At 68.9% G+C, this 16,431-nt stretch carries 18 protein-coding genes and 1 pseudogene; 11 read left to right on the top strand and 8 right to left on the bottom strand.

Annotated elements, in window-relative coordinates; translation table 11 throughout:
- Positions 1 to 33 precede the first annotated feature (33 nt).
- The gene (locus OG474_RS11780; protein WP_405062289.1) at positions 34 to 822 is read left to right on the top strand and encodes an MBL fold metallo-hydrolase; all 789 of its coding nucleotides are present in this window, start codon (positions 34 to 36) and stop codon (positions 820 to 822) included.
- A 638-nt stretch (positions 823 to 1,460) separates the two neighbouring features.
- On the opposite strand, the gene OG474_RS11775 is transcribed toward OG474_RS11780, so the two are convergent.
- The gene (locus OG474_RS11775; protein WP_405062288.1) at positions 1,461 to 2,264 is read right to left on the bottom strand and encodes an SDR family oxidoreductase; all 804 of its coding nucleotides are present in this window, start codon (positions 2,262 to 2,264) and stop codon (positions 1,461 to 1,463) included.
- A gap of 62 nt (positions 2,265 to 2,326) precedes the next feature.
- Here OG474_RS11775 and OG474_RS11770 point away from each other — a divergent pair, with 62 nt between their 5' ends.
- Together OG474_RS11770 and OG474_RS11765 are read left to right on the top strand one after the other, a co-directional pair.
- The gene (locus tag OG474_RS11770) at positions 2,327 to 3,274 is read left to right on the top strand and encodes an NADH-quinone oxidoreductase subunit H (RefSeq protein ID WP_405062287.1); all 948 of its coding nucleotides are present in this window, start codon (positions 2,327 to 2,329) and stop codon (positions 3,272 to 3,274) included.
- Between the two features lie 29 nt (positions 3,275 to 3,303).
- Positions 3,304 to 3,834, top strand: a complete 531-nt coding sequence (locus tag OG474_RS11765) for an aldo/keto reductase (RefSeq protein ID WP_405062286.1) — start codon at positions 3,304 to 3,306, stop codon at positions 3,832 to 3,834.
- 107 nt (positions 3,835 to 3,941) lie between these two features.
- On the opposite strand, the gene OG474_RS11760 is transcribed toward OG474_RS11765, so the two are convergent.
- The 4 genes from OG474_RS11760 to OG474_RS11745 are packed head-to-tail and all read right to left on the bottom strand — an operon-like array spanning position 3,942 to position 7,382.
- Positions 3,942 to 5,141, bottom strand: coding sequence for an ABC transporter permease (locus OG474_RS11760; RefSeq protein ID WP_405062285.1), 1,200 nt, complete (start codon positions 5,139 to 5,141; stop codon positions 3,942 to 3,944).
- Positions 5,138 to 5,797, bottom strand: a complete 660-nt coding sequence (locus tag OG474_RS11755; RefSeq protein WP_405062284.1) for an ABC transporter ATP-binding protein — start codon at positions 5,795 to 5,797, stop codon at positions 5,138 to 5,140. The genes OG474_RS11760 and OG474_RS11755 overlap by 4 nt, the downstream gene beginning before the upstream one ends.
- Positions 5,794 to 6,888: a peptidoglycan-binding protein gene (locus OG474_RS11750; protein ID WP_405062283.1), complete on the bottom strand. Its 1,095-nt coding sequence runs from the start codon at positions 6,886 to 6,888 to the stop codon at positions 5,794 to 5,796. The genes OG474_RS11755 and OG474_RS11750 overlap by 4 nt, the downstream gene beginning before the upstream one ends.
- Entirely contained in the window at positions 6,861 to 7,382 is a 522-nt protein-coding gene (locus tag OG474_RS11745) for a hypothetical protein (protein WP_405062282.1), read from the bottom strand. Before OG474_RS11745 ends, OG474_RS11750 begins: the two co-directional genes overlap by 28 nt.
- A 113-nt stretch (positions 7,383 to 7,495) precedes the next feature.
- Between OG474_RS11745 and OG474_RS11740 the strand changes: the two genes are divergently transcribed.
- From OG474_RS11740 to OG474_RS11730, 3 genes are all read left to right on the top strand, one after another.
- Complete coding sequence (locus OG474_RS11740) at positions 7,496 to 8,152, top strand: response regulator transcription factor (protein ID WP_405062281.1); 657 nt, start codon at positions 7,496 to 7,498, stop codon at positions 8,150 to 8,152.
- 77 nt (positions 8,153 to 8,229) lie between these two features.
- A complete protein-coding gene (locus OG474_RS11735) occupies positions 8,230 to 9,351 on the top strand; it encodes a sensor histidine kinase (RefSeq protein WP_405062280.1) in 1,122 nt (373 codons plus the stop codon).
- A 91-nt stretch (positions 9,352 to 9,442) separates the two neighbouring features.
- On the top strand, positions 9,443 to 10,945 hold the full coding sequence (locus OG474_RS11730) for an alkaline phosphatase family protein (RefSeq protein ID WP_405062279.1): 1,503 nt from the start codon (positions 9,443 to 9,445) through the stop codon (positions 10,943 to 10,945).
- 91 nt (positions 10,946 to 11,036) lie between these two features.
- On the opposite strand, the gene OG474_RS11725 is transcribed toward OG474_RS11730, so the two are convergent.
- Positions 11,037 to 12,092, bottom strand: a complete 1,056-nt coding sequence (locus tag OG474_RS11725) for a hypothetical protein (protein WP_405062278.1) — start codon at positions 12,090 to 12,092, stop codon at positions 11,037 to 11,039.
- Positions 12,089 to 12,577 carry a SigE family RNA polymerase sigma factor gene (locus OG474_RS11720; RefSeq protein ID WP_405062277.1) on the bottom strand — a complete coding sequence of 163 codons (489 nt, stop codon included), beginning with the start codon at positions 12,575 to 12,577 and terminating at the stop codon, positions 12,089 to 12,091. The genes OG474_RS11725 and OG474_RS11720 overlap by 4 nt, the downstream gene beginning before the upstream one ends.
- Before the next feature lie 211 nt (positions 12,578 to 12,788).
- On the opposite strand from OG474_RS11720, the gene OG474_RS11715 reads away from it, so the two are divergent.
- Positions 12,789 to 13,133: a YciI family protein gene (locus tag OG474_RS11715; protein WP_405062276.1), complete on the top strand. Its 345-nt coding sequence runs from the start codon at positions 12,789 to 12,791 to the stop codon at positions 13,131 to 13,133.
- Complete coding sequence (locus OG474_RS11710) at positions 13,130 to 14,338, top strand: RNA polymerase sigma factor (protein WP_405062275.1); 1,209 nt, start codon at positions 13,130 to 13,132, stop codon at positions 14,336 to 14,338. The genes OG474_RS11715 and OG474_RS11710 overlap by 4 nt, the downstream gene beginning before the upstream one ends.
- Here OG474_RS11710 and OG474_RS11705 read toward each other — a convergent pair.
- Positions 14,262 to 14,546, bottom strand: coding sequence for a hypothetical protein (locus OG474_RS11705; protein ID WP_405062274.1), 285 nt, complete (start codon positions 14,544 to 14,546; stop codon positions 14,262 to 14,264). The two genes, OG474_RS11710 and OG474_RS11705, sit on opposite strands and share 77 nt — an antisense overlap.
- A gap of 75 nt (positions 14,547 to 14,621) precedes the next feature.
- On the opposite strand from OG474_RS11705, the gene OG474_RS11700 reads away from it, so the two are divergent.
- The 3 genes and pseudogenes from OG474_RS11700 (at position 14,622) to OG474_RS11690 (ending at position 16,431) form a co-directional block, all read left to right on the top strand.
- Positions 14,622 to 15,407 carry a methylenetetrahydrofolate reductase gene (locus OG474_RS11700; protein WP_405062273.1) on the top strand — a complete coding sequence of 262 codons (786 nt, stop codon included), beginning with the start codon at positions 14,622 to 14,624 and terminating at the stop codon, positions 15,405 to 15,407.
- 173 nt (positions 15,408 to 15,580) lie between these two features.
- Positions 15,581 to 15,796 (top strand): annotated as a pseudogene (locus OG474_RS11695) (4Fe-4S binding protein); the annotation flags it as partial.
- 140 nt (positions 15,797 to 15,936) lie between these two features.
- On the top strand, positions 15,937 to 16,431 hold the full coding sequence (locus OG474_RS11690; RefSeq protein WP_405062272.1) for an NADH-quinone oxidoreductase subunit J: 495 nt from the start codon (positions 15,937 to 15,939) through the stop codon (positions 16,429 to 16,431).

Here is a 16,431-nt window from a genome sequence, read left to right as displayed (position 1 = left end):
GTTGGCGACCTTCCTAGCTGTCAGGATCGGGCGATGACAACCTTTCCCACCTGGGACGACGGCACAACCGGCACCGGCCCTGATCATCAAGTCCATTGGTACGACGAGGGCACGGTGATCATCCGGCAGGCGCTGCGGACCAACTTCGAGGGTCCCTTCATCTATCTGCTGCTCGGCTCCGAGCGGGCCTTGCTGCTCGACACCGGCACCGGTCACATCGACCTTCGGGCGGTGGTCGACGAACTCTTGACCGGCCGCGACCTGGAGTTGGTGATCGCGCACACTCACGGCCACGGCGATCACGTCGGCGGCGATCCGCAGTTCGACAAGGTGGTCGGCAAATCGGCCGAAGAGGTCGCCCAGTACTTCGGTATCACCGCCTGGCCCGAGCAGATCGTGCAGTTCGACCTCGGGGACCGGGTCCTAGACGTGATCCCGATTCCGGGTCACCACGCATCGCATCTCGCCTTCTATGACCGTTCGACGCGGTTGCTGATCACCGGCGACTCGCTGTACCCGGGCCGGCTGTACGTCTTCGACTGGTCCGCGTTCCGGGCCAGCGTCGTGCGGCTGGCCGAGTTCGTTGCCGCGGGCAATCCGGTGGACTTCGTGCTTGGTACGCACATCGAGATGTCTCAGGAATCTGGCGTCGACTTCGAGTTCGGTTCGAGCGAGCATCCCGGTGAACACGAGTTGCAGCTGTCCCCCGCAGTACTGGTCGAGCTCGCTGAGGTCCTCACCGAGGCAGGGGATAGGCCGCTGCGGATCGTCCGGGATCACTTCATCGTCTACCCGCTCTCGGCCACGGGTGAGCCGCTGTGACCTCGATCCAGCCGTCATCCACACTCTGAGCTGCATCTGCAGCTCGGTCCAACCGAACACCCGGCGGTCACTCGGATCGTGGGAGAAGTCGATCCGTCGCCAGATCGCCGCCAGCGTCGCATCTCAGTCACCTCGCGCAGCACCCTGGATGCGCCTAAGAGATAAGAGGGGACGAGGTGGCTGCACGCACGTTGGCATCGTCGAAGACACTCGCTGCGTGGACTGAGCTCAACGACCGTCAGTAGGGCACTCTCGCGGCGATCTTCGAAGTCGAGCAGGCGCGTACGCCGGTCCCGCAGTACCCGAGCCGGACCCGGTCGCCCTTGCCGTCGATCTCCAGCTCGCCGCGACGTCGATGGCGCGTACGCCGCGAGCAGCTGCGCACGGATCGCGGTCGTGTGCTCCGGACGCAGCCGATGCCTCGGGGATCTCGGTCGCCGCCGTACCGGCCGACCGGTGAGCAGCGACGCCGGCCGGTCCAGGCTCCCGGTCATCGTGCGGCGCCGGTGACCATTCCGTCTCGTCAGCCCTCGCTACAACCTGACGACATGCCAACTTCACTGAGAAAGTGCCAGGTCCACCGAGAACGGACAGCGATGAGTTTCGCATCAGATGCAACTCATCGGAGTTCCCGGAACTTAACGGAACTTATCGGCGTGTTCGGCGGCCCAGCTGGCGTAGGGGAGGGCTGGGCGGCCGGTTAGGTGGGGGACTGTGGTGGTTACTGGTTCGGGGGTGTGGACGAGGGTGGACCAGTAGGTGACGGCGCTGTCGGCGAGGAGGGGGTCGGCGCCTTGGTCGAGCATCTCCTGGCGGGCTGCGTCGTCGGTGAGCGGTTCGATGCGGATGGGCGTGCCGGTGAGCTCGGCGATGGTGGCGAGCTGGTCGGCTTGGGTGATGGCTTCGGGTCCGGTGATCTCGTGGGTCCGGCCGATGTGGTCGTCGTTGAGGAGAGCCAGTACGGCGACCGATGCGATATCGCGCTCGTGGATGAGAGACCGGGCGGCCTCCGGGTAGGGGAGGCGTACGACGCCGGTGCTGCGGATCTGCTCGGCCCACGCCAGAGTGTTCACGGCGAACCCGCTCGGGCGGACGAAGGTCCAGTCCCGGTCTTTCAGCAGGTCCTCGATCTCACCCCAGAAACCACCGCCGTTCAGCGTCGACAGGTAGACGACTCGCCGCGGCAACTCCGCCACGACGGCCGCGGCGCCTTCCGACGAGAACCACGGCCACAGCAGGAACGCCGCATCCGCTCCCACCGCAGCCCGTCGTACGGCGGCTGGATCGTGCAGATCGCCCTCGACCAGCTCGACGTCCGCGGGCAGGTCGGCGCGGTCCGGCGTACGGACGAAGGCTCGGACGGTGACTCCGGCGGCGCGTAGGCCGGCGACGATGTGGCGGCCGGTGCGGCCGGTGGCTCCGATGACCAGAACTGTGCTCATGAACCCCAGCCTCTGACCTCAACGGTGGTTCAGGTCAAGCGGAACTCGATAGGGTGGCGGTCATGCTGGAGTTCGTGGTGCGGGTGGTCGGCGTCATCGTCGCCTTCCTCGTGGCGCCCCTCGTGGTCGGTCAGGCCGAGCACAAGGTGATGGCGCACATGCAGTCACGGCTCGGCCCGATGTACGCCGGTGGCTTCCACGGCTGGGCGCAGCTCGTGGCGGACGGGGTGAAGTTCGTCCAGAAGGAGAGCGTCGTGCCGGCCGCGGCGGATCGCCGGGTGTTCGAGTGGGCGCCGTTCGTCGCCATCCTGCCGTACATGGCGGCGCTGGCCGCGATCCCGATCGCCCCCGGCATCGTCGGCGCGGACCTCGACTCGGGCCTGTTCTTCGTGCTCGCGGTGATGAGCGTCGGGGTGCTCGGTTCGCTGATGGCGGGCTGGGCCAGCGGCAACAAGTACAGCCTGCTCGGCGGGCTCCGGGTCGCGGCGCAGCTGATGAGCTACGAGCTCCCGTTCGTGCTCGCCGCCGCCAGTGTTGCCGTCGCCGCCGGTTCGCTGAGCCTGACCGGGATCGCCGAAGCCTGGAATCCGTGGTGGTTGCTCTGGCAGCTCCCCGGCCTGGTCGTCTTCTTCATCGCCGGCCTCGCCGAGCTGCAGCGCCCGCCCTTCGACATGCCGGTCGCCGACTCCGAGGTCATCTTCGGCCCCTACACCGAGTACACCGGCCTGCGCTTCGCCCTCTTCCTCCTCGCCGAGTACGCCGGAATCGTCATCCTCTCCGCGCTCACCGCCGTACTGTTCCTCGGCGGCTGGTCCGGACCCGGCCCCGACTCGATCGGCTGGATCTGGACCATCCTGAAGACCGCCGTCGTCGCCTTCGTGGTGATCTGGGTCCGCGTCTCGTTCCCCCGGATGCGCGCCGACCAGCTCCAGAAACTGGCCTGGCAATGGCTCGTCCCGATCAGCCTGGTCCAGCTGGCGATCACCGGTCTCGGCGTCGTCTTGACCTAGACCGCACTCCAGCGGGCAGAGTCGACGGCATGATCCAGCGAACTCTCGCCGGCCGCCGCGCGGTCAGCGCCTTCTGCCTCGGTGCGATGAACTTCGGTACGACGACTCCTCCGGAGATCGCGATCGCGATCCTGGACCGCTTCGTCGAGGCCGGTGGCACGTTCATCGACACGTCGAACAACTACAACCAGTGGCACGGCCATGGCGGTGACAGCGAAGAGCTCCTCGGCCGCTGGATGCGTGAGCGCGGCAACCGCGACCAGCTCGTCATCGCCACCAAGGTCGGCGCGCGGACGACGGCCCCAGGCGATCCCGCCGACCAACATTGGGAAGGCCTGGGTGCGGAGACGGTCGCAGCCGCCGTCGAAGGCAGTCTCGGCATCGACCGCATCGACCTGTACTACGCCCACCTCGACGACCGCAGCACCCCGCTCGACGAAACCGTCGGAGCCTTGGGCCGGCTCGCCGCGGCCGGTGCCGTCGCCCAGCTCGAAGAAGCGCTCGAAGCGGTGCACCTTGAGCTCTCCGACGAGCACCTGCAGCGCCTCGACACCGCCTGACTGCGTCGCTAAGGACAGGTGGTATCCGGTGGCGACAGCCCAGGAGCGGCAGTTCCAGGCGGGCGCCGTCGTCTACGTATACGACTACTACCTGTCCTTAGCCACGCTCAAGGCGTCGCGAGGGCCGCGGTGGGGGAGAGGCGGGCGGCGCGGATCGCTGGGTAGAGGCCGGCGAGGCCGCCGATCACCAGGGTGGCCGCCAGCCCGCCGACCAGGGACCAGAGCGGGATGACCGCCAGCCAGTTCTGGTACGACGCGTAGGCGGCGGTGACCGCGGTTCCGAGGAGCGCTCCGCCGAGGCCGCCCAGTGCGGACAGGAGCAGCGACTCGGTCAGGAACTGGGTGCGGATCTGCCCGCGGGTCGCCCCGAGTGAGCGGCGGAGGCCGATCTCGGATCGGCGTTCCAGGACCGAGATCACCATGATGTTGGCGACTCCGACCCCGCCGACCAGCAGCGCGACCGCGCCGAGGCCGAGCAGCAGACCGGTGAACGCCTGGCCGGCCGCCTGTTTCGCTGCGAGTGCGTCGGACGGCCGGGAGACGTCCACCTCGTTCGGCGCCTCCGGGTTGGCGGTTGCCCCGAGTACCGATCGCACGGCCTCGACCTGGGCGTCGTCCGACCGGGTGTAGATCGTGGTCGGATGCCCGTCGAAGGCCAGCGTGCCGGTGGCGGCCGGCCAGCCCATCAACGCGGAGGAGTCGAGTTCTGGAGCGAGCGCGGCCGGTTCGAGAATCCCGAGCACGGTGAACCAGGTGTTGCCGATCAGTACCTGGACCTCCGGACCGGCGCGGGTGATCCCGAGCCGCTCGGCCGCACCGGCCCCGAGCACGGTCGCCGGGTAGTGGCCGGTCGCGGCATCGAGCCATTTGCCGCTGCGAACGGTCGCCCCGATGGTGTCGAGCAGGTTCGTCCGGGCGGCGTACGCGATGATGCCGTTCGTCTGGATGGCGGGGATCTTGTCGCTCCGGTACACGGCGGCGCCGTCCACCGTGCCGACCGCCGACTCGGCCCGCACGGGCGCGATCCGGCGGACCATGTCCTCCGCCGTGAGCGGTAGCTGGGCCTGCTCGCCCGTCAGCCGGACGCCCGGCGCGACCGTGAGCAGATTGGTGCCTAGGGCATCTAGTTGCCCGTCGAGCTCGGCCCGGGAGGACGACGAGATGCCGACCACCGCGACCATCGCGGCGATCCCGATCGCGATCCCCAAGGCGGACAGGAACGCCCGCATCGGCCGGGTGCGCAGCCCGACCGCACCGACCCGGACGACATCGCGCAGCCCGAGACTCGCCGGTCGCAACTCACTCATGTCTCCTCCAGGATCAGGCCGTCGCGCATCCGGACCTGACGCGGCAGCGCGGCGGCGATGTCCCGGTCGTGGGTGATCACGACGACCGTCGTACCGCCCGCGTGCAGGTCTCGCAGCAGCTCCATCACGCCGGCGCCGGAGGCCGAGTCGAGCGCTCCGGTCGGCTCATCGGCCAGCAGTACGGCGGGTTCGCCGGCGACCGCTCGGGCCACGGCGACCCGTTGTCGCTCGCCGCCGGACAGCTCATGGGGTTCGTGGTCCATGCGGTGCCCGAGCCCGACCCGCTCCAACGCGGTCGCCGCGCGTTCCCGCCGTACCGATGAGCGGAGCCCGGAGTAGAGCAGTCCGTCGGCCACGTTGTCCAAGGCCCGTACGCCGGACGCCAGATGGAACTGCTGGAACACGAACCCGATCCGGGTCGCCCGCAACGCGGACAGACTCGCGTCCGACAGCCGCGCCACGTCGTACCGGTCGATCCGGACCGTGCCGGAGCTCGGGCGGTCGAGCGTGCCGAGGACGTTGAGCATGGTCGACTTGCCGGAGCCGGACGGGCCGACGATCGCGACCAGTTCGCCGCGGTCGATGCGCAGGCTGACGCCGCCGAGGGCCGTCACGCCGCCCGGATACACCTTGGTCACCTCGCTCAGCTCGATCACTTGGACTCCGTCATTTTGGGGAGGCCAACCACAGTGCCGGCCTTGATCCCGCCGCCGCTGACCTCGACCTGACCGCTCGCGAACAGACCGGTCTTCACCGGCACGTACTGCGACGTCGCGCCATCGGTGACCTCGACGCCGAACCCGCCTTCGCGCAGCGCGACCAGCGCGGCCACCGGGACGGTCAGCACGTTCTTGCGTTCCGAGGCGGTGAACGTCGCGTCGACGGCCGCGAGTGCCCAGGCCGCGACGGCCTTCTGGTTGTCGATGGCAACGATCACCTCGACCTTGGTCTCCGGATCCTTCTCCGGGCTCGCGGCCGGGATGATCACCGTCGACACCTTCTCCACCTTCCCGGGTACGACCTTGCCGTCCGGCAGGGTGAGATCGACCTTCGACCGCGGCTTCGCGAGCCGCTGGTCCGCGGCGTCCAGCTGAACCGTGACCGCCTTCCGGGTCCCGGTGTAGGTGAGCACCGGCTGGTTCGGGCCGAGTGGCGCGCCCTCCTCGACCTGCACGCTGTCGATCCGGATCAGGCTGGGCGCGAAGAGCACGGCCCCGAGCTCCACCACTCCGGTCTCGTCCCGGCCGAGGTCCTCCTGCCACTCCTCAACAGCTTCGGCGGTGTTGGCGGTGTACTCGTCGTCGACCGTGAAACCCGTGTAGCCCATTGCCTTCAGGTTCTGCTCGAGCTGCCGGACGTCCGCTCCTTCACTCCCGTCGGCCAGTCGCCGGTACGCCGGTAAAGCGCCGTACAGCAAGGTGGTTGGCTGGTTGTCGACGCTGTAGACGGTGTTCCCGCGCCGGAGCTCCTGCCCGCTGTCCGGGAGGCTGGTGATCGTTCCGGCGGTCCGGTTGACCGCAGTGGACGTCGTACCGAAGCCGAGCTCGCCGTCTTCGGTCTCGGTGTCCTTGAGGGTCTGCTGGGTGACCTTGGTGGTGTTGACCGGCAACGCCTGCGCGGCTTGGTTCGCGGCCTGGCTGGGGTCGCCCCGGTTCACCAGGAAGGCGCTCATCGCGCCCCCGGCGGCCAGGACGGCGACGGCCGTCAGCATTCTGCGCATCAGCGCGCCGCCAGGATGCTCTGGCACGCTTCCTGCGCCTTCTGGAAGTCGGGGTCGTCACCGACCTCCGGGCCGATCATGACGCCGCGCTGACCGGGCTTCGGGTCCGGGAACTTCTCGACGCCGTTCTTCCGCATGCACTCCGCGTGCTTGCGGCCGTTCTCGTCCAGCTGCGGGTCCGCGCCGCCCTCGCCCTGCGGGCTGTACTGCTGGCAGGCCTCCATCGCCTGCTGGACCTTCTCCGGTGCGACCCCTGACTCCGGGCCGAACTTGAGCAACGGCGGCTTGCCGGGCTCCGGGTCCGGCACGTTCAGCCCGTTCTCCCGCAGGCACTGGGTGAACTTGACCGCCTTCTCGTCCCGGCTCAAGCTGGCCGGCGCACTGGTCGGAGCGGTGGACTGCGTGCCGGACCCCGACGCGACCTGGGTGTCCGGGTTGTCAGCACCACAACCAGCCAGCAGGCAGCCAGTCATTAGTACGACGGCCGCCAGCGCCGCGGCGGCCAGTGTTGTCTTGCGCATGAACGTCTCCTCTTGCTCGGGTAGTGGCGCCAGCTTTCGCCGAAGGCCGTTTCCCGGCTGTTTCCGAGAGCGATAACGCGGAGGAAACCCGGTGGTCGGAGATCATGGGCACCATGCGCGTACTGGTGGTCGAGGACGAGCCGCTGCTGGCAGCGGCGATCGCGGAGTGGTTGCGCGACGACTCGCATGCTGTCGACGTGGCCGGTGACGGCGCTGCCGCGCTCGAACGGCTGGCCACGAACGAGTACGACGTACTGGTGCTGGACCGCGACATCCCCGTCGTCCACGGCGACGACGTGTGTCGGCAGGTGGTGGAGTCCGGGTCGATGACTCGGGTCCTGATGCTGACGGCGGCCGCGGCGGTCACGGATCGCGTCTACGGCCTCGGTCTCGGTGCTGATGACTACCTCACCAAACCGTTCGCCTTCGCCGAGCTGGCGGCTCGCGTGCTGGCGCTGGGCAGGCGGAGTCATCCGGCTGACCCGCCGATCCTGCGCCGTGCCGGTGTCACGCTGGATCCGGCGCGGCACGAGGTGTTCCGGGACGGTCGCTATGTACCGCTGTCCAAGAAGGAGTTCGCCGTACTAGCGGAGCTCCTCCGAGCCGATGGCGCGACGGTGTCGGCCGAACAACTCCTGGAGAAGGCATGGGACGAGCACGTGGATCCGTTCACCGGAGTGGTCCGGCTGACCATCCTCAAGCTGCGCCGGAAGCTGGGCGAACCGGGGCTGGTGGAGACCGTCACCGGCGTCGGCTACCGCATCCCCTGACGCTCCGGGGTCGACTGACCCTCCTGTACGGCGGCCTGTTCCTGGCCGCCGGGGCGCTGCTGCTCGGACTGACCTATGTGCTGTTCAGCAACAACTTCGGGCAGCAGTACCGAGTCATCGTGCAGGGCACCTATCTCGACCCGCCGGCAGCCGGTGCGACAGTGAAACCACCGCTACCGAACCAGGTGTTCACCACGACCAAGGACGGCACCGTGCTCACCGGTCCGGCCGCCGAGCAGGCGATGCGCGACCAGCGCGAGCAGGTGCGGCAGGCGGCGACCAAGTCGCTGCTGACCCAGGGCGGTATCGCACTGATCGCGGTCGGCGCACTGGCGGCCGGCTTCGGCTGGCTGGTCGCCGGGCGAGTGCTGGCGCCACTGCATCGGGTCACTGACACCGCTCGGCGGATCGCGGCCTCACCGGCCGCACTGCACGAGCGGATCGCACTGCGGGGACCGGATGACGAGGTGAAGAACCTGGCCGACGCGTTCGACACCATGGTCGAGCGGCTGGACCATTCGTTCGACGGTCAGCGCCGCTTCGTCGCCAACGCGTCCCATGAGCTGCGGACTCCGCTCACCCTTGGCCGTGCCTTGGTCGAGGTGGCGATGCATCGCCGGAGCGCCTCCGCGGATGTACAGGAGCTGGGGGAGAGCCTGCTCACGATCAACGCCCGGCACGAGCAGTTGATCGACGGACTGCTGATCCTGGCCGACTCGGAGAAGCAGCTGACCGCGATGTACCCGGTCAACCTCGCGGACGTCGTCGACCACGTTGCCGGCCAACTGGGCGCGGAGGCTGCCGCGGCTGAGGTCGAGATCATCCGCGGTCCCGGCGACGCACCGACCCAGGGAGACGCGCTGCTGCTGGAACGCCTGGTCCACAACCTCGTGGAGAACGGCATCCGCCACAACCTTCCGGACGGAGAACGCTGGGTCCGGGTGCTCTCCCGGACCGCGGGCGACCAGGTGCAGATCGCGGTGACCAACACCGGCCCCGAGATCCCGCCGTACGAGGTGGAGGCGTTGTTCAAGCCCTTCTACCGGCTTGGCGCCGAGCGTCTCGTCAGCGGCAAGGGCGCTGGGCTCGGCCTGTCGATCGTGCGTTCGGTCGCCGAGGCGCACGGGGGCACGGTGACCGCCGTACCGCGTCCGGGCGGAGGCCTTGAGATCACCGTCTCCCTCCCGGCCGTCTTCTGACATTCACCTTTCTGCCATTGCTGAGTGGTTGATCTGGCACGCCTTGGCTGATTGATTGGTCCGGACCAATCAACTGCCTTCGGAGGAGCCCGTGAACCGCCCCCTCGCTGTCACCGCTCTCGGTATCGTCGCCGCGTCGAGCCTGCTCGCCACTTCGGCGTTCGGAGTCGCCGATGCCCGCCCCCAGAAGGTGCTGGTGATCGGCATCGACGGTGCGATGCTGAGCAAGATCCAGGCCTTCGACACCCCGGCCATGAAGAGCCTCATCAGCTCCGGCTCGGCCGCCAAGACCTCCTTGTACGCCGCTCCGTTCGCCCCGACTGTCTCCGGACCGGGCTGGGCGACCAACGCCACTGGCGTCTGGCCGGACAAGCATCAGGTCAAGAGCAACAGCTGGGGAACGGGGTCGAAGCTGACCCAGTACCCGGACTTCCTGACCCGGCTGGAGCGCGCCCGCCCCGAACTGTCGACGTACGCGATCGCCGACTGGACCCCGCTGACCACGAACAGCGCCGGGCAGGCGATCTTCAGCGACGAGATCCAGAAGAAGGTCACCTACGACGGTGACGCGCTCGGCTGGGCCGCGGCCGACGCTCGCATTGCGACCGAGGCTGCGGCCTACCTGCAGGACACCGGCCCCGACGCATCCTTCGTGTACTTCGGGAACGTCGACATCGCCGGCCACAGCTGCGGTGCCGCCGGAGCCTGCTACCGGACCGCCACCGAGCAGACCGACAAACACATCGCGACCCTGCTCGCCGCGGTTCGCGCGCGGCCGACGTACGCGAACGAGGACTGGACGATCCTCGTCACCGCCGACCACGGCCACACCGAATCCGGCGGTCACGGCGGCAGTTCGGTCGCGGAGCGGTCGTCGTTCATCATCCGCAACGGCCCCGGTACGACGCCTGGTACGCCGGCCGTTGCCCCGAAGAACGTGGATATCGCGGCGATCGCACTCAGCCGGTTCGGGGTGACGGTCCCGGAGCTCGACGGTCAGGCGACGCCTGCGGCCGACCCGTTCGACTCGCTGGTCGGCTCATTGCAGTCGCGTGCGGACGAGACCGGCGTACCGGCTGAGGTGAAGGGCTGGACGCACAGCACCCCGGCCGGCTGGACGATCGACAACACCGGGCTCGGGACCGGCGGCGTCCGCGAATGGCAGGGCTGGTCGTTCACAACTGACGACTTCTGGACCCGGGCCGCTCCCGACCAGTCGCGCGAAGGCAACGTCCGGGCTCGCGGGGTGTTCGCAGTCGCCGACTCCGACGAGTGGTCCGACAAGTCCCGCAGCGGTCTGTTCAACAGCAAGCTCTCTTCGCCGGCCTACGACGTCACCGGCAGCACCACCGCGACGGTCAGCTTCTCCTCGCACTACCTGAAGAGCGGCAACGAAACCGCCACCGTGCTGGCCTCCTTCGACAGCGCCACCCCGAAGCCGATCCTCACCTACACCGCCGACGCGATCGCCAAGCAGGAACGCCTCACCATCCCCGTCCCCGCCGGCGCCCGCACCCTCAAGCTCACCTGGTCCCTCACCAACGGCGACAACGACTGGTACTGGGCCATCGACAACCCCCAGCTCAGTCGCTAACGACAGGACGTATACGTATGAGACGGCGCCCGCGCGGCAACTCCAGGCGGGCGCCGTCATATACGTAGACGACTATGTCCTGTCGTTGGCGTCACTCCGTCGGGAGGTAGAGGGCCAGGAACAGTTCGCCGGAGACCACCCGGGGTTCGGCTTGGCGGACGATGACGGGGCCGGCGGCTTGGGCGTGGATCGGCGCGACGGACGGCGCATCGGTCGGGCTGACCTCGAACTCCTGGCCGCCCGGCGTGCCCGCGAGCTCCAGCGAGTGCACCTTCCCGCTGCTTCCGACCCCGAAGACGGCGAGGTACGGGTCGAAGTCCGGGCCGTCCATCTGGATACCCGAGTCGTTCGGATCGGTCGAGGTCGGGCTCGCGATTCCGCCGTCCAGGCGGTAGAGGCGGCCGTGGTACTGCACGAAGGTCGGGAGCTCGATGTACTTGTAGGCGCCGAACGTATCGGTTTCGGCGGGCGAGTAGACGGCGGCGCCGAGCAGTAGGCCCGGCGACTTCACCTCCCGGCCGTTGCCATCGACAACGGTTGCGGTGAGCTGCACCGGCCGGCCGATACGCAGGCCGAGGTTCGCCCTCAGACCGGCGCCGAAACGCTCGCCGGGCAGCGGATCCGACACGTTGTCGCAGGGCCGTGAGGTGACGATCTTCCCGTTGACCCGCAGTACGACGGCGCCCAGTCCGCTCGCCGACCCGTTGCCGGGGATCGTGCAGAACAGCCGGAAGTCGACCTTCGTCTCGGCCGGGGTCCACGAGAACGACAGCGGCCCAGCGCCGATCCGCGCTGTCTGCAGCGCGGCACCGGCCACCTCGGCCTGGTAGCGAACGCCGTCCTTGACGTAGTCGCCCTTCGCCGGGGTGACCGGGCTCGTCGGCATGCCATCGCCTGGCACTGCCGCGGTTCGGACGGGACGCGGGACAGGGGTCTTGGCCGGTTCGCTCCGGTCGAGGACCGGCGTACCGGTGAGAACGGCGGCGACCGCGGCCAGGCAGGCCGCTGCGCTGAGCACCCCGGTCACGACCCGGCGGCGTCGTACCTGGGCCGCCCGGCGCTGGACGTGAACCATCGGGACCGGAGTGGTCAGGTCGATCTCGGTCGCCTGGTCGTTGAGGTGGCGCCGGAGTTCATCGAGGCTCATGACTGCTCCACAGGGTGGTCGATGAGACGGGGATCGATCCGGAGCTTGGCCAGCGCCCGGCTGGTCTGGCTCTTCACGGTGCCGACCGAGCACCCGAGCAGGCGCGCGGTCTCCGCCTCCGACAGGTCTTCGTAGAAGCGCAGTACGACGACCGCCCGCATCCGCCGGGGGAGCCGCTTCAGCGCGCTGCCGAGGTCGACCGCTGGTTCCCCGTCGTACTGCGGGCTGTGTGGAAGCTCCTCGGTCGGCTGTTCGCCGTTCCAGCGGCGGCGCCACCAGGCGGAGTAGGTGTTCACCATCGTCCGGTGCACATATCCGGCCGGGTCCTCGATCCGCGCCCAGGCCAGCCAGCAGCGCGCGAGCGTCGTCTGGACCAGGTCCTCGGCCAGCGCCCGGTCCTGCGTCAACAGGTACGCCGTCCGCAGCAACTGCCCGTATCGCGCCGCGACGAAGTCCTCGAACTCCGCCCGGCGCCCCGTTGTCATCCCCACACCCTGCCCGAGTACCTGGGCCACGGCAGAGGTTGCATGCGGATCTCCGCCACTGACCAACCTCGTTTCGAGGGGCTGGGACGCGGCTGGCTGAGCGTGGCGGTCGACGTGCCGGGGGAGTTGGTCAGTGGGGCGCGTCCGCCTCTTGTCGATCTCACCGCATCCGGTTCGTTTAAAGGGTGACACTAGGGACCAGGAGGTCACGATGACGCAGTACTTGCTGAGCATTTATCAGCCGGACGGGCCGCCCCCGGCGGCGGTGGATCTTGAGAAGGTCATGCGGGAGCTGCAGGTGGTGACGGAGGAGATGCAGGCGGCCGGGGTGTGGGTGTTCGCGGCCGGGTTGCATCCGCCGGAGACGGCGACCGTGGTCAAGGTCGCCAAGGGGGACGTGCTGGTGACCGACGGGCCGTTCACCGAGGGGAGGGAGCACCTCGGCGGGTTCACGGTGATCGAGGCGGAGGATCTCGACGCGGCGCTGCACTGGGCGCGGAAGGTTGCAGCGGTGCTCGAGCCGTTGTCGATCGAAGTGCGGCCGTTCCAGGGATGAATGTCGCGGAGGTGTTCCGGGCCGAGCACGGTCGCGCGGTGGCCGTGCTGACCCGGGTGTTCGGCGATCTCGAGATCGCCGAGGACGCCGTCCAGGACGCGTTCGCCGCCGCGGTCGAGAAGTGGCCGGAGACCGGCGTACCACCGAGCCCGGCCGGCTGGATCATCACCACCGCGAAGAACCGGGCGATCGACCGGCTGCGGCGTGAGGACAAGCGCGAGGACAAGCATGCGCAGGCGGCGCTGCTGCACGCGCTGGACGAGCCCGAGGAGGTGGGGGCGGTGTATGACGAACAGTTGCGGCTGCTGTTCACCTGCTGCCACCCGGCCCTCGCGCTCAACGTCCGGGTCGCGCTGACGCTGCGGATGCTCGGCGGGCTGACCACGACCGAGATCGCCCGGGCCTTCCTGGTGCCGGAGCCGACGATGGCCCAGCGGCTGGTCCGGGCCAAGACGAAGATCCGCGCGGCCGGCATCCCGTACCGCGTCCCGTACGAGGCCGACCTACCCGAGCGCGTCCGCGGTGTGCTCGCCGTCGTCTACCTGATCTTCAACGAGGGGTACGCCGCCTCGTCCGGCGACACGCTCGTCCGCGACGACCTCGCGGCCGAGGCGATCCGGCTCGGCCGGGTCCTGGTCGACCTGATGCCCGACGAGCCTGAGGCAGTCGGCCTGCTCGCCCTCATGCTCCTCCAGCAGTCCCGCCGCCAGACTCGCGTCGACGCCGAAGGCTCACTGGTCCGCCTCGCCGACCAGGACCGTTCCCAGTGGGATCAGCCCCTGATCACCGAAGGCCAAGACCTGGTACGCCGTTGCCTCCGCCGCAATCAGCCCGGTCCCTACCAACTGCAAGCCGCGATCAACGCCGTCCACAGCGACACCCCACCCACCGACTGGACGCAGATCCTGCAGCTCTACAACCACCTGCTCACGCTCGAGCCAACCCCCATCGTCGCCCTCAACCGAGCCGTGGCCCTAGCTGAGGTCGAGGGCCCGGCCGCCGCCCTCAAGGTGGTCGACGAGCTCGAACTCGACGCCTACTACCTCTTCCACGCCATCCGGGCCGACCTCCTCGCCCGTCTGGACCGCCCGGCCGAGGCTCGCGACGCCTACCGGACCGCGCACGACCTCACCGAGAACGCCGCCGAGCAACGATTCCTCGCAGCCCGCGCTGTCGCTCTCCTCGGCGCTCTCCCCGGCGCGTGACCCGCATCGCCCCGAATCCCCCGACCAGCAACCCCGCCAAGGCGCCCACGATCAGCCCGAACACCGCCGCGATCGGTCCCATCACGACAGCGGAATCCATCCACTCCGTGTGGTCCGGCCCGCTGCCCAGGTAGCTGAACACCACCGCCACGAACGCCATCACGACCGCACCGATCACGGCCCCGGCCAACGGCGGACGACTCTCCATCCTTCGACGGTAGAGCCCTGCCCACGCTGTGGAAACCCGGCCGGGCGCGCCGCCACGATCAGTAGGGTCGTAGGCATGCCGGGATTTGAGCTGATCTGTGAAGTGGAGCCGCCGACGCGGCCCGATCTGAAGCGGGTGCGGCACCAGATCGGGGTGATGAGCCCGATCGCGGATGCGTTCCTGATCCCGGACAATCACATCGGCCGGGCGACCGTGTCCAGCGTCGCCGTGGCCAACGAGGTGCAGGCGATGGGCTCCCGCGGGATCGCCTGCCTGAACTCTCGGGACCGCAACCTGCTCGGGTTCCGCCGCGACCTGCTCACGGCGGCGGCGTACGGCGTTGAGCAGTTCCTGTTCGTCCATGGCGACGACCCCGCCGAGGGCGCCCGCACCAGCCAGCTCACGGTTCGCACGATGATCGAGCAGACGCGCGAGACGTCGTACCCGGACTGCAAGCCCTTCCAGGTCGGCGCCACCACCCGCCTCCGCCCGGTCCCACGCTGGAAGGCCGAGGCTGATTTCCTGTTCGTCCAGATCACCTACGACGTCGACGAGCTGCTGCGCTGGCGCGAATCCGTCGACCTGACCATCCCCGTGTACGCCGGCGTGATGGTGCTCGCCAGCCCCGCGATGGCCCGCAATCTCGCCGCGCTGCCGCAGCTCACCATCCCCGACAGCCTGGTCGAGGCGGTCGGCAAGGACCGGAACGCCGGGATCGACCATGCCTGCGAGCAGATCCTCCGCATCCGTGACTCCGGCGCCTTCGACGGCGTTCACCTGATACCGGTGAGCCGCTACCGTCAGGTCGCGGCCCGCCTGGAAACGGAGCTGGTCGCACCGGATCGGGGCGGAACCGACTAGTGTCCTGCTAGAGAACAGGATCGACGGGGAGGTGGAGCGTGGCTGTGCCGGGCAAGGGTTTGATCGACGGGTTGAAGGTCACCGCGAAGACCTTGGGCCGCCGGTCGGTCACCGAGCAGTATCCGGAGGTCCAGCCGGAGCTGCCGCCGCGGTCGCGCGGGGTGATCGCGTTGATGGAGGAGAACTGCACCTCGTGCATGTTGTGTGCGCGGGAGTGCCCGAGCTGGTGCATCTACATCGACTCGCACACGGAGACGGCGCCGTCGGTCGGGGAGCAGGCGCGCGAGCGTAGCCGGAACGTGCTGGATCGCTTCGCGATCGACTTCAGCCTGTGCATGTACTGCGGGATCTGTATCGAGGCCTGCCCGTTCGACGCGCTGTTCTGGTCGCCCGAGTTCGAGTACGCCGAGACCGAGCTCCGCAACCTCACGCACGAGAAGGATCGTCTGCGCGACTGGATGTGGACCGTCCCGGCGCCGCAGCCGATCGATCCGGGTCCGGCGGTCACCTCCGTGGAGGAGGGCGAGGCGTGACCACTGCTCTCTTCGCTGTCGCCGGTGCGGTGGCAGTGGCCGCCGCCGTGATGGTCGTAACGTCGCGCCGGATCGTGCACGCAGCCCTGTGGCTGGTCGTCACGCTCGGCGCGGTCGCCGGCTGCTTCGGCGCGCTGCATGCCGAGTTCGTCGCCCTCGTCCAGATCCTGGTGTACGTCGGCGCCATCGTCGTGCTCGTGCTCTTCGCGCTGATGCTGACCAAGGCCCCGACGAATCCGCTCCCCAACCTGACCACCGGACGCAGCCCGTTCGCGGCCGGCGTCGCAATCGTCCTCGCGCTGCTGCTCGGCACCGGCGTCGTGCTTGCCTTCGGCAACCAAAAGATCGCCGCCGTGCCGGCCGGGTCCGCCAACGCCATCGGTACGTCGATCTTCCAGACCTGGGTGCTGCCGTTCGAGATCCTCTCGGTGCTGCTGCTGGCCGCGCTGATCGGAGCGATCGCGTTGTCCCAGCGGAAGCAGGAGGACTGA

The organism is Kribbella sp. NBC_01505 (assembly GCF_045040285.1).
Taxonomy (GTDB): domain Bacteria; phylum Actinomycetota; class Actinomycetes; order Propionibacteriales; family Kribbellaceae; genus Kribbella.
Note: the sequence above shows the minus strand (reverse complement) of the source record. Positions and strands in the feature narration are given on the sequence as shown.

Bases quoted from the DNA above. Each gene is read 5' to 3' on its own strand.
- OG474_RS11780 (WP_405062289.1), top strand. From the start codon at position 34: ATGACAACCTTTCCCACCTGGGACGACGGCACAACCGGCACCGGCCCT.
- OG474_RS11775 (WP_405062288.1), bottom strand. From the start codon at position 2,264: ATGAGCACAGTTCTGGTCATCGGAGCCACCGGCCGCACCGGCCGCCAC.
- OG474_RS11770 (WP_405062287.1), top strand. From the start codon at position 2,327: ATGCTGGAGTTCGTGGTGCGGGTGGTCGGCGTCATCGTCGCCTTCCTC.
- OG474_RS11765 (WP_405062286.1), top strand. From the start codon at position 3,304: ATGATCCAGCGAACTCTCGCCGGCCGCCGCGCGGTCAGCGCCTTCTGC.
- OG474_RS11760 (WP_405062285.1), bottom strand. From the start codon at position 5,141: ATGAGTGAGTTGCGACCGGCGAGTCTCGGGCTGCGCGATGTCGTCCGG.
- OG474_RS11745 (WP_405062282.1), bottom strand. From the start codon at position 7,382: ATGCGCAAGACAACACTGGCCGCCGCGGCGCTGGCGGCCGTCGTACTA.
- OG474_RS11740 (WP_405062281.1), top strand. From the start codon at position 7,496: ATGCGCGTACTGGTGGTCGAGGACGAGCCGCTGCTGGCAGCGGCGATC.
- OG474_RS11725 (WP_405062278.1), bottom strand. From the start codon at position 12,092: ATGAGCCTCGATGAACTCCGGCGCCACCTCAACGACCAGGCGACCGAG.
- OG474_RS11720 (WP_405062277.1), bottom strand. From the start codon at position 12,577: ATGACAACGGGGCGCCGGGCGGAGTTCGAGGACTTCGTCGCGGCGCGA.
- OG474_RS11715 (WP_405062276.1), top strand. From the start codon at position 12,789: ATGACGCAGTACTTGCTGAGCATTTATCAGCCGGACGGGCCGCCCCCG.
- OG474_RS11710 (WP_405062275.1), top strand. From the start codon at position 13,130: ATGAATGTCGCGGAGGTGTTCCGGGCCGAGCACGGTCGCGCGGTGGCC.
- OG474_RS11705 (WP_405062274.1), bottom strand. From the start codon at position 14,546: ATGGAGAGTCGTCCGCCGTTGGCCGGGGCCGTGATCGGTGCGGTCGTG.
- OG474_RS11700 (WP_405062273.1), top strand. From the start codon at position 14,622: ATGCCGGGATTTGAGCTGATCTGTGAAGTGGAGCCGCCGACGCGGCCC.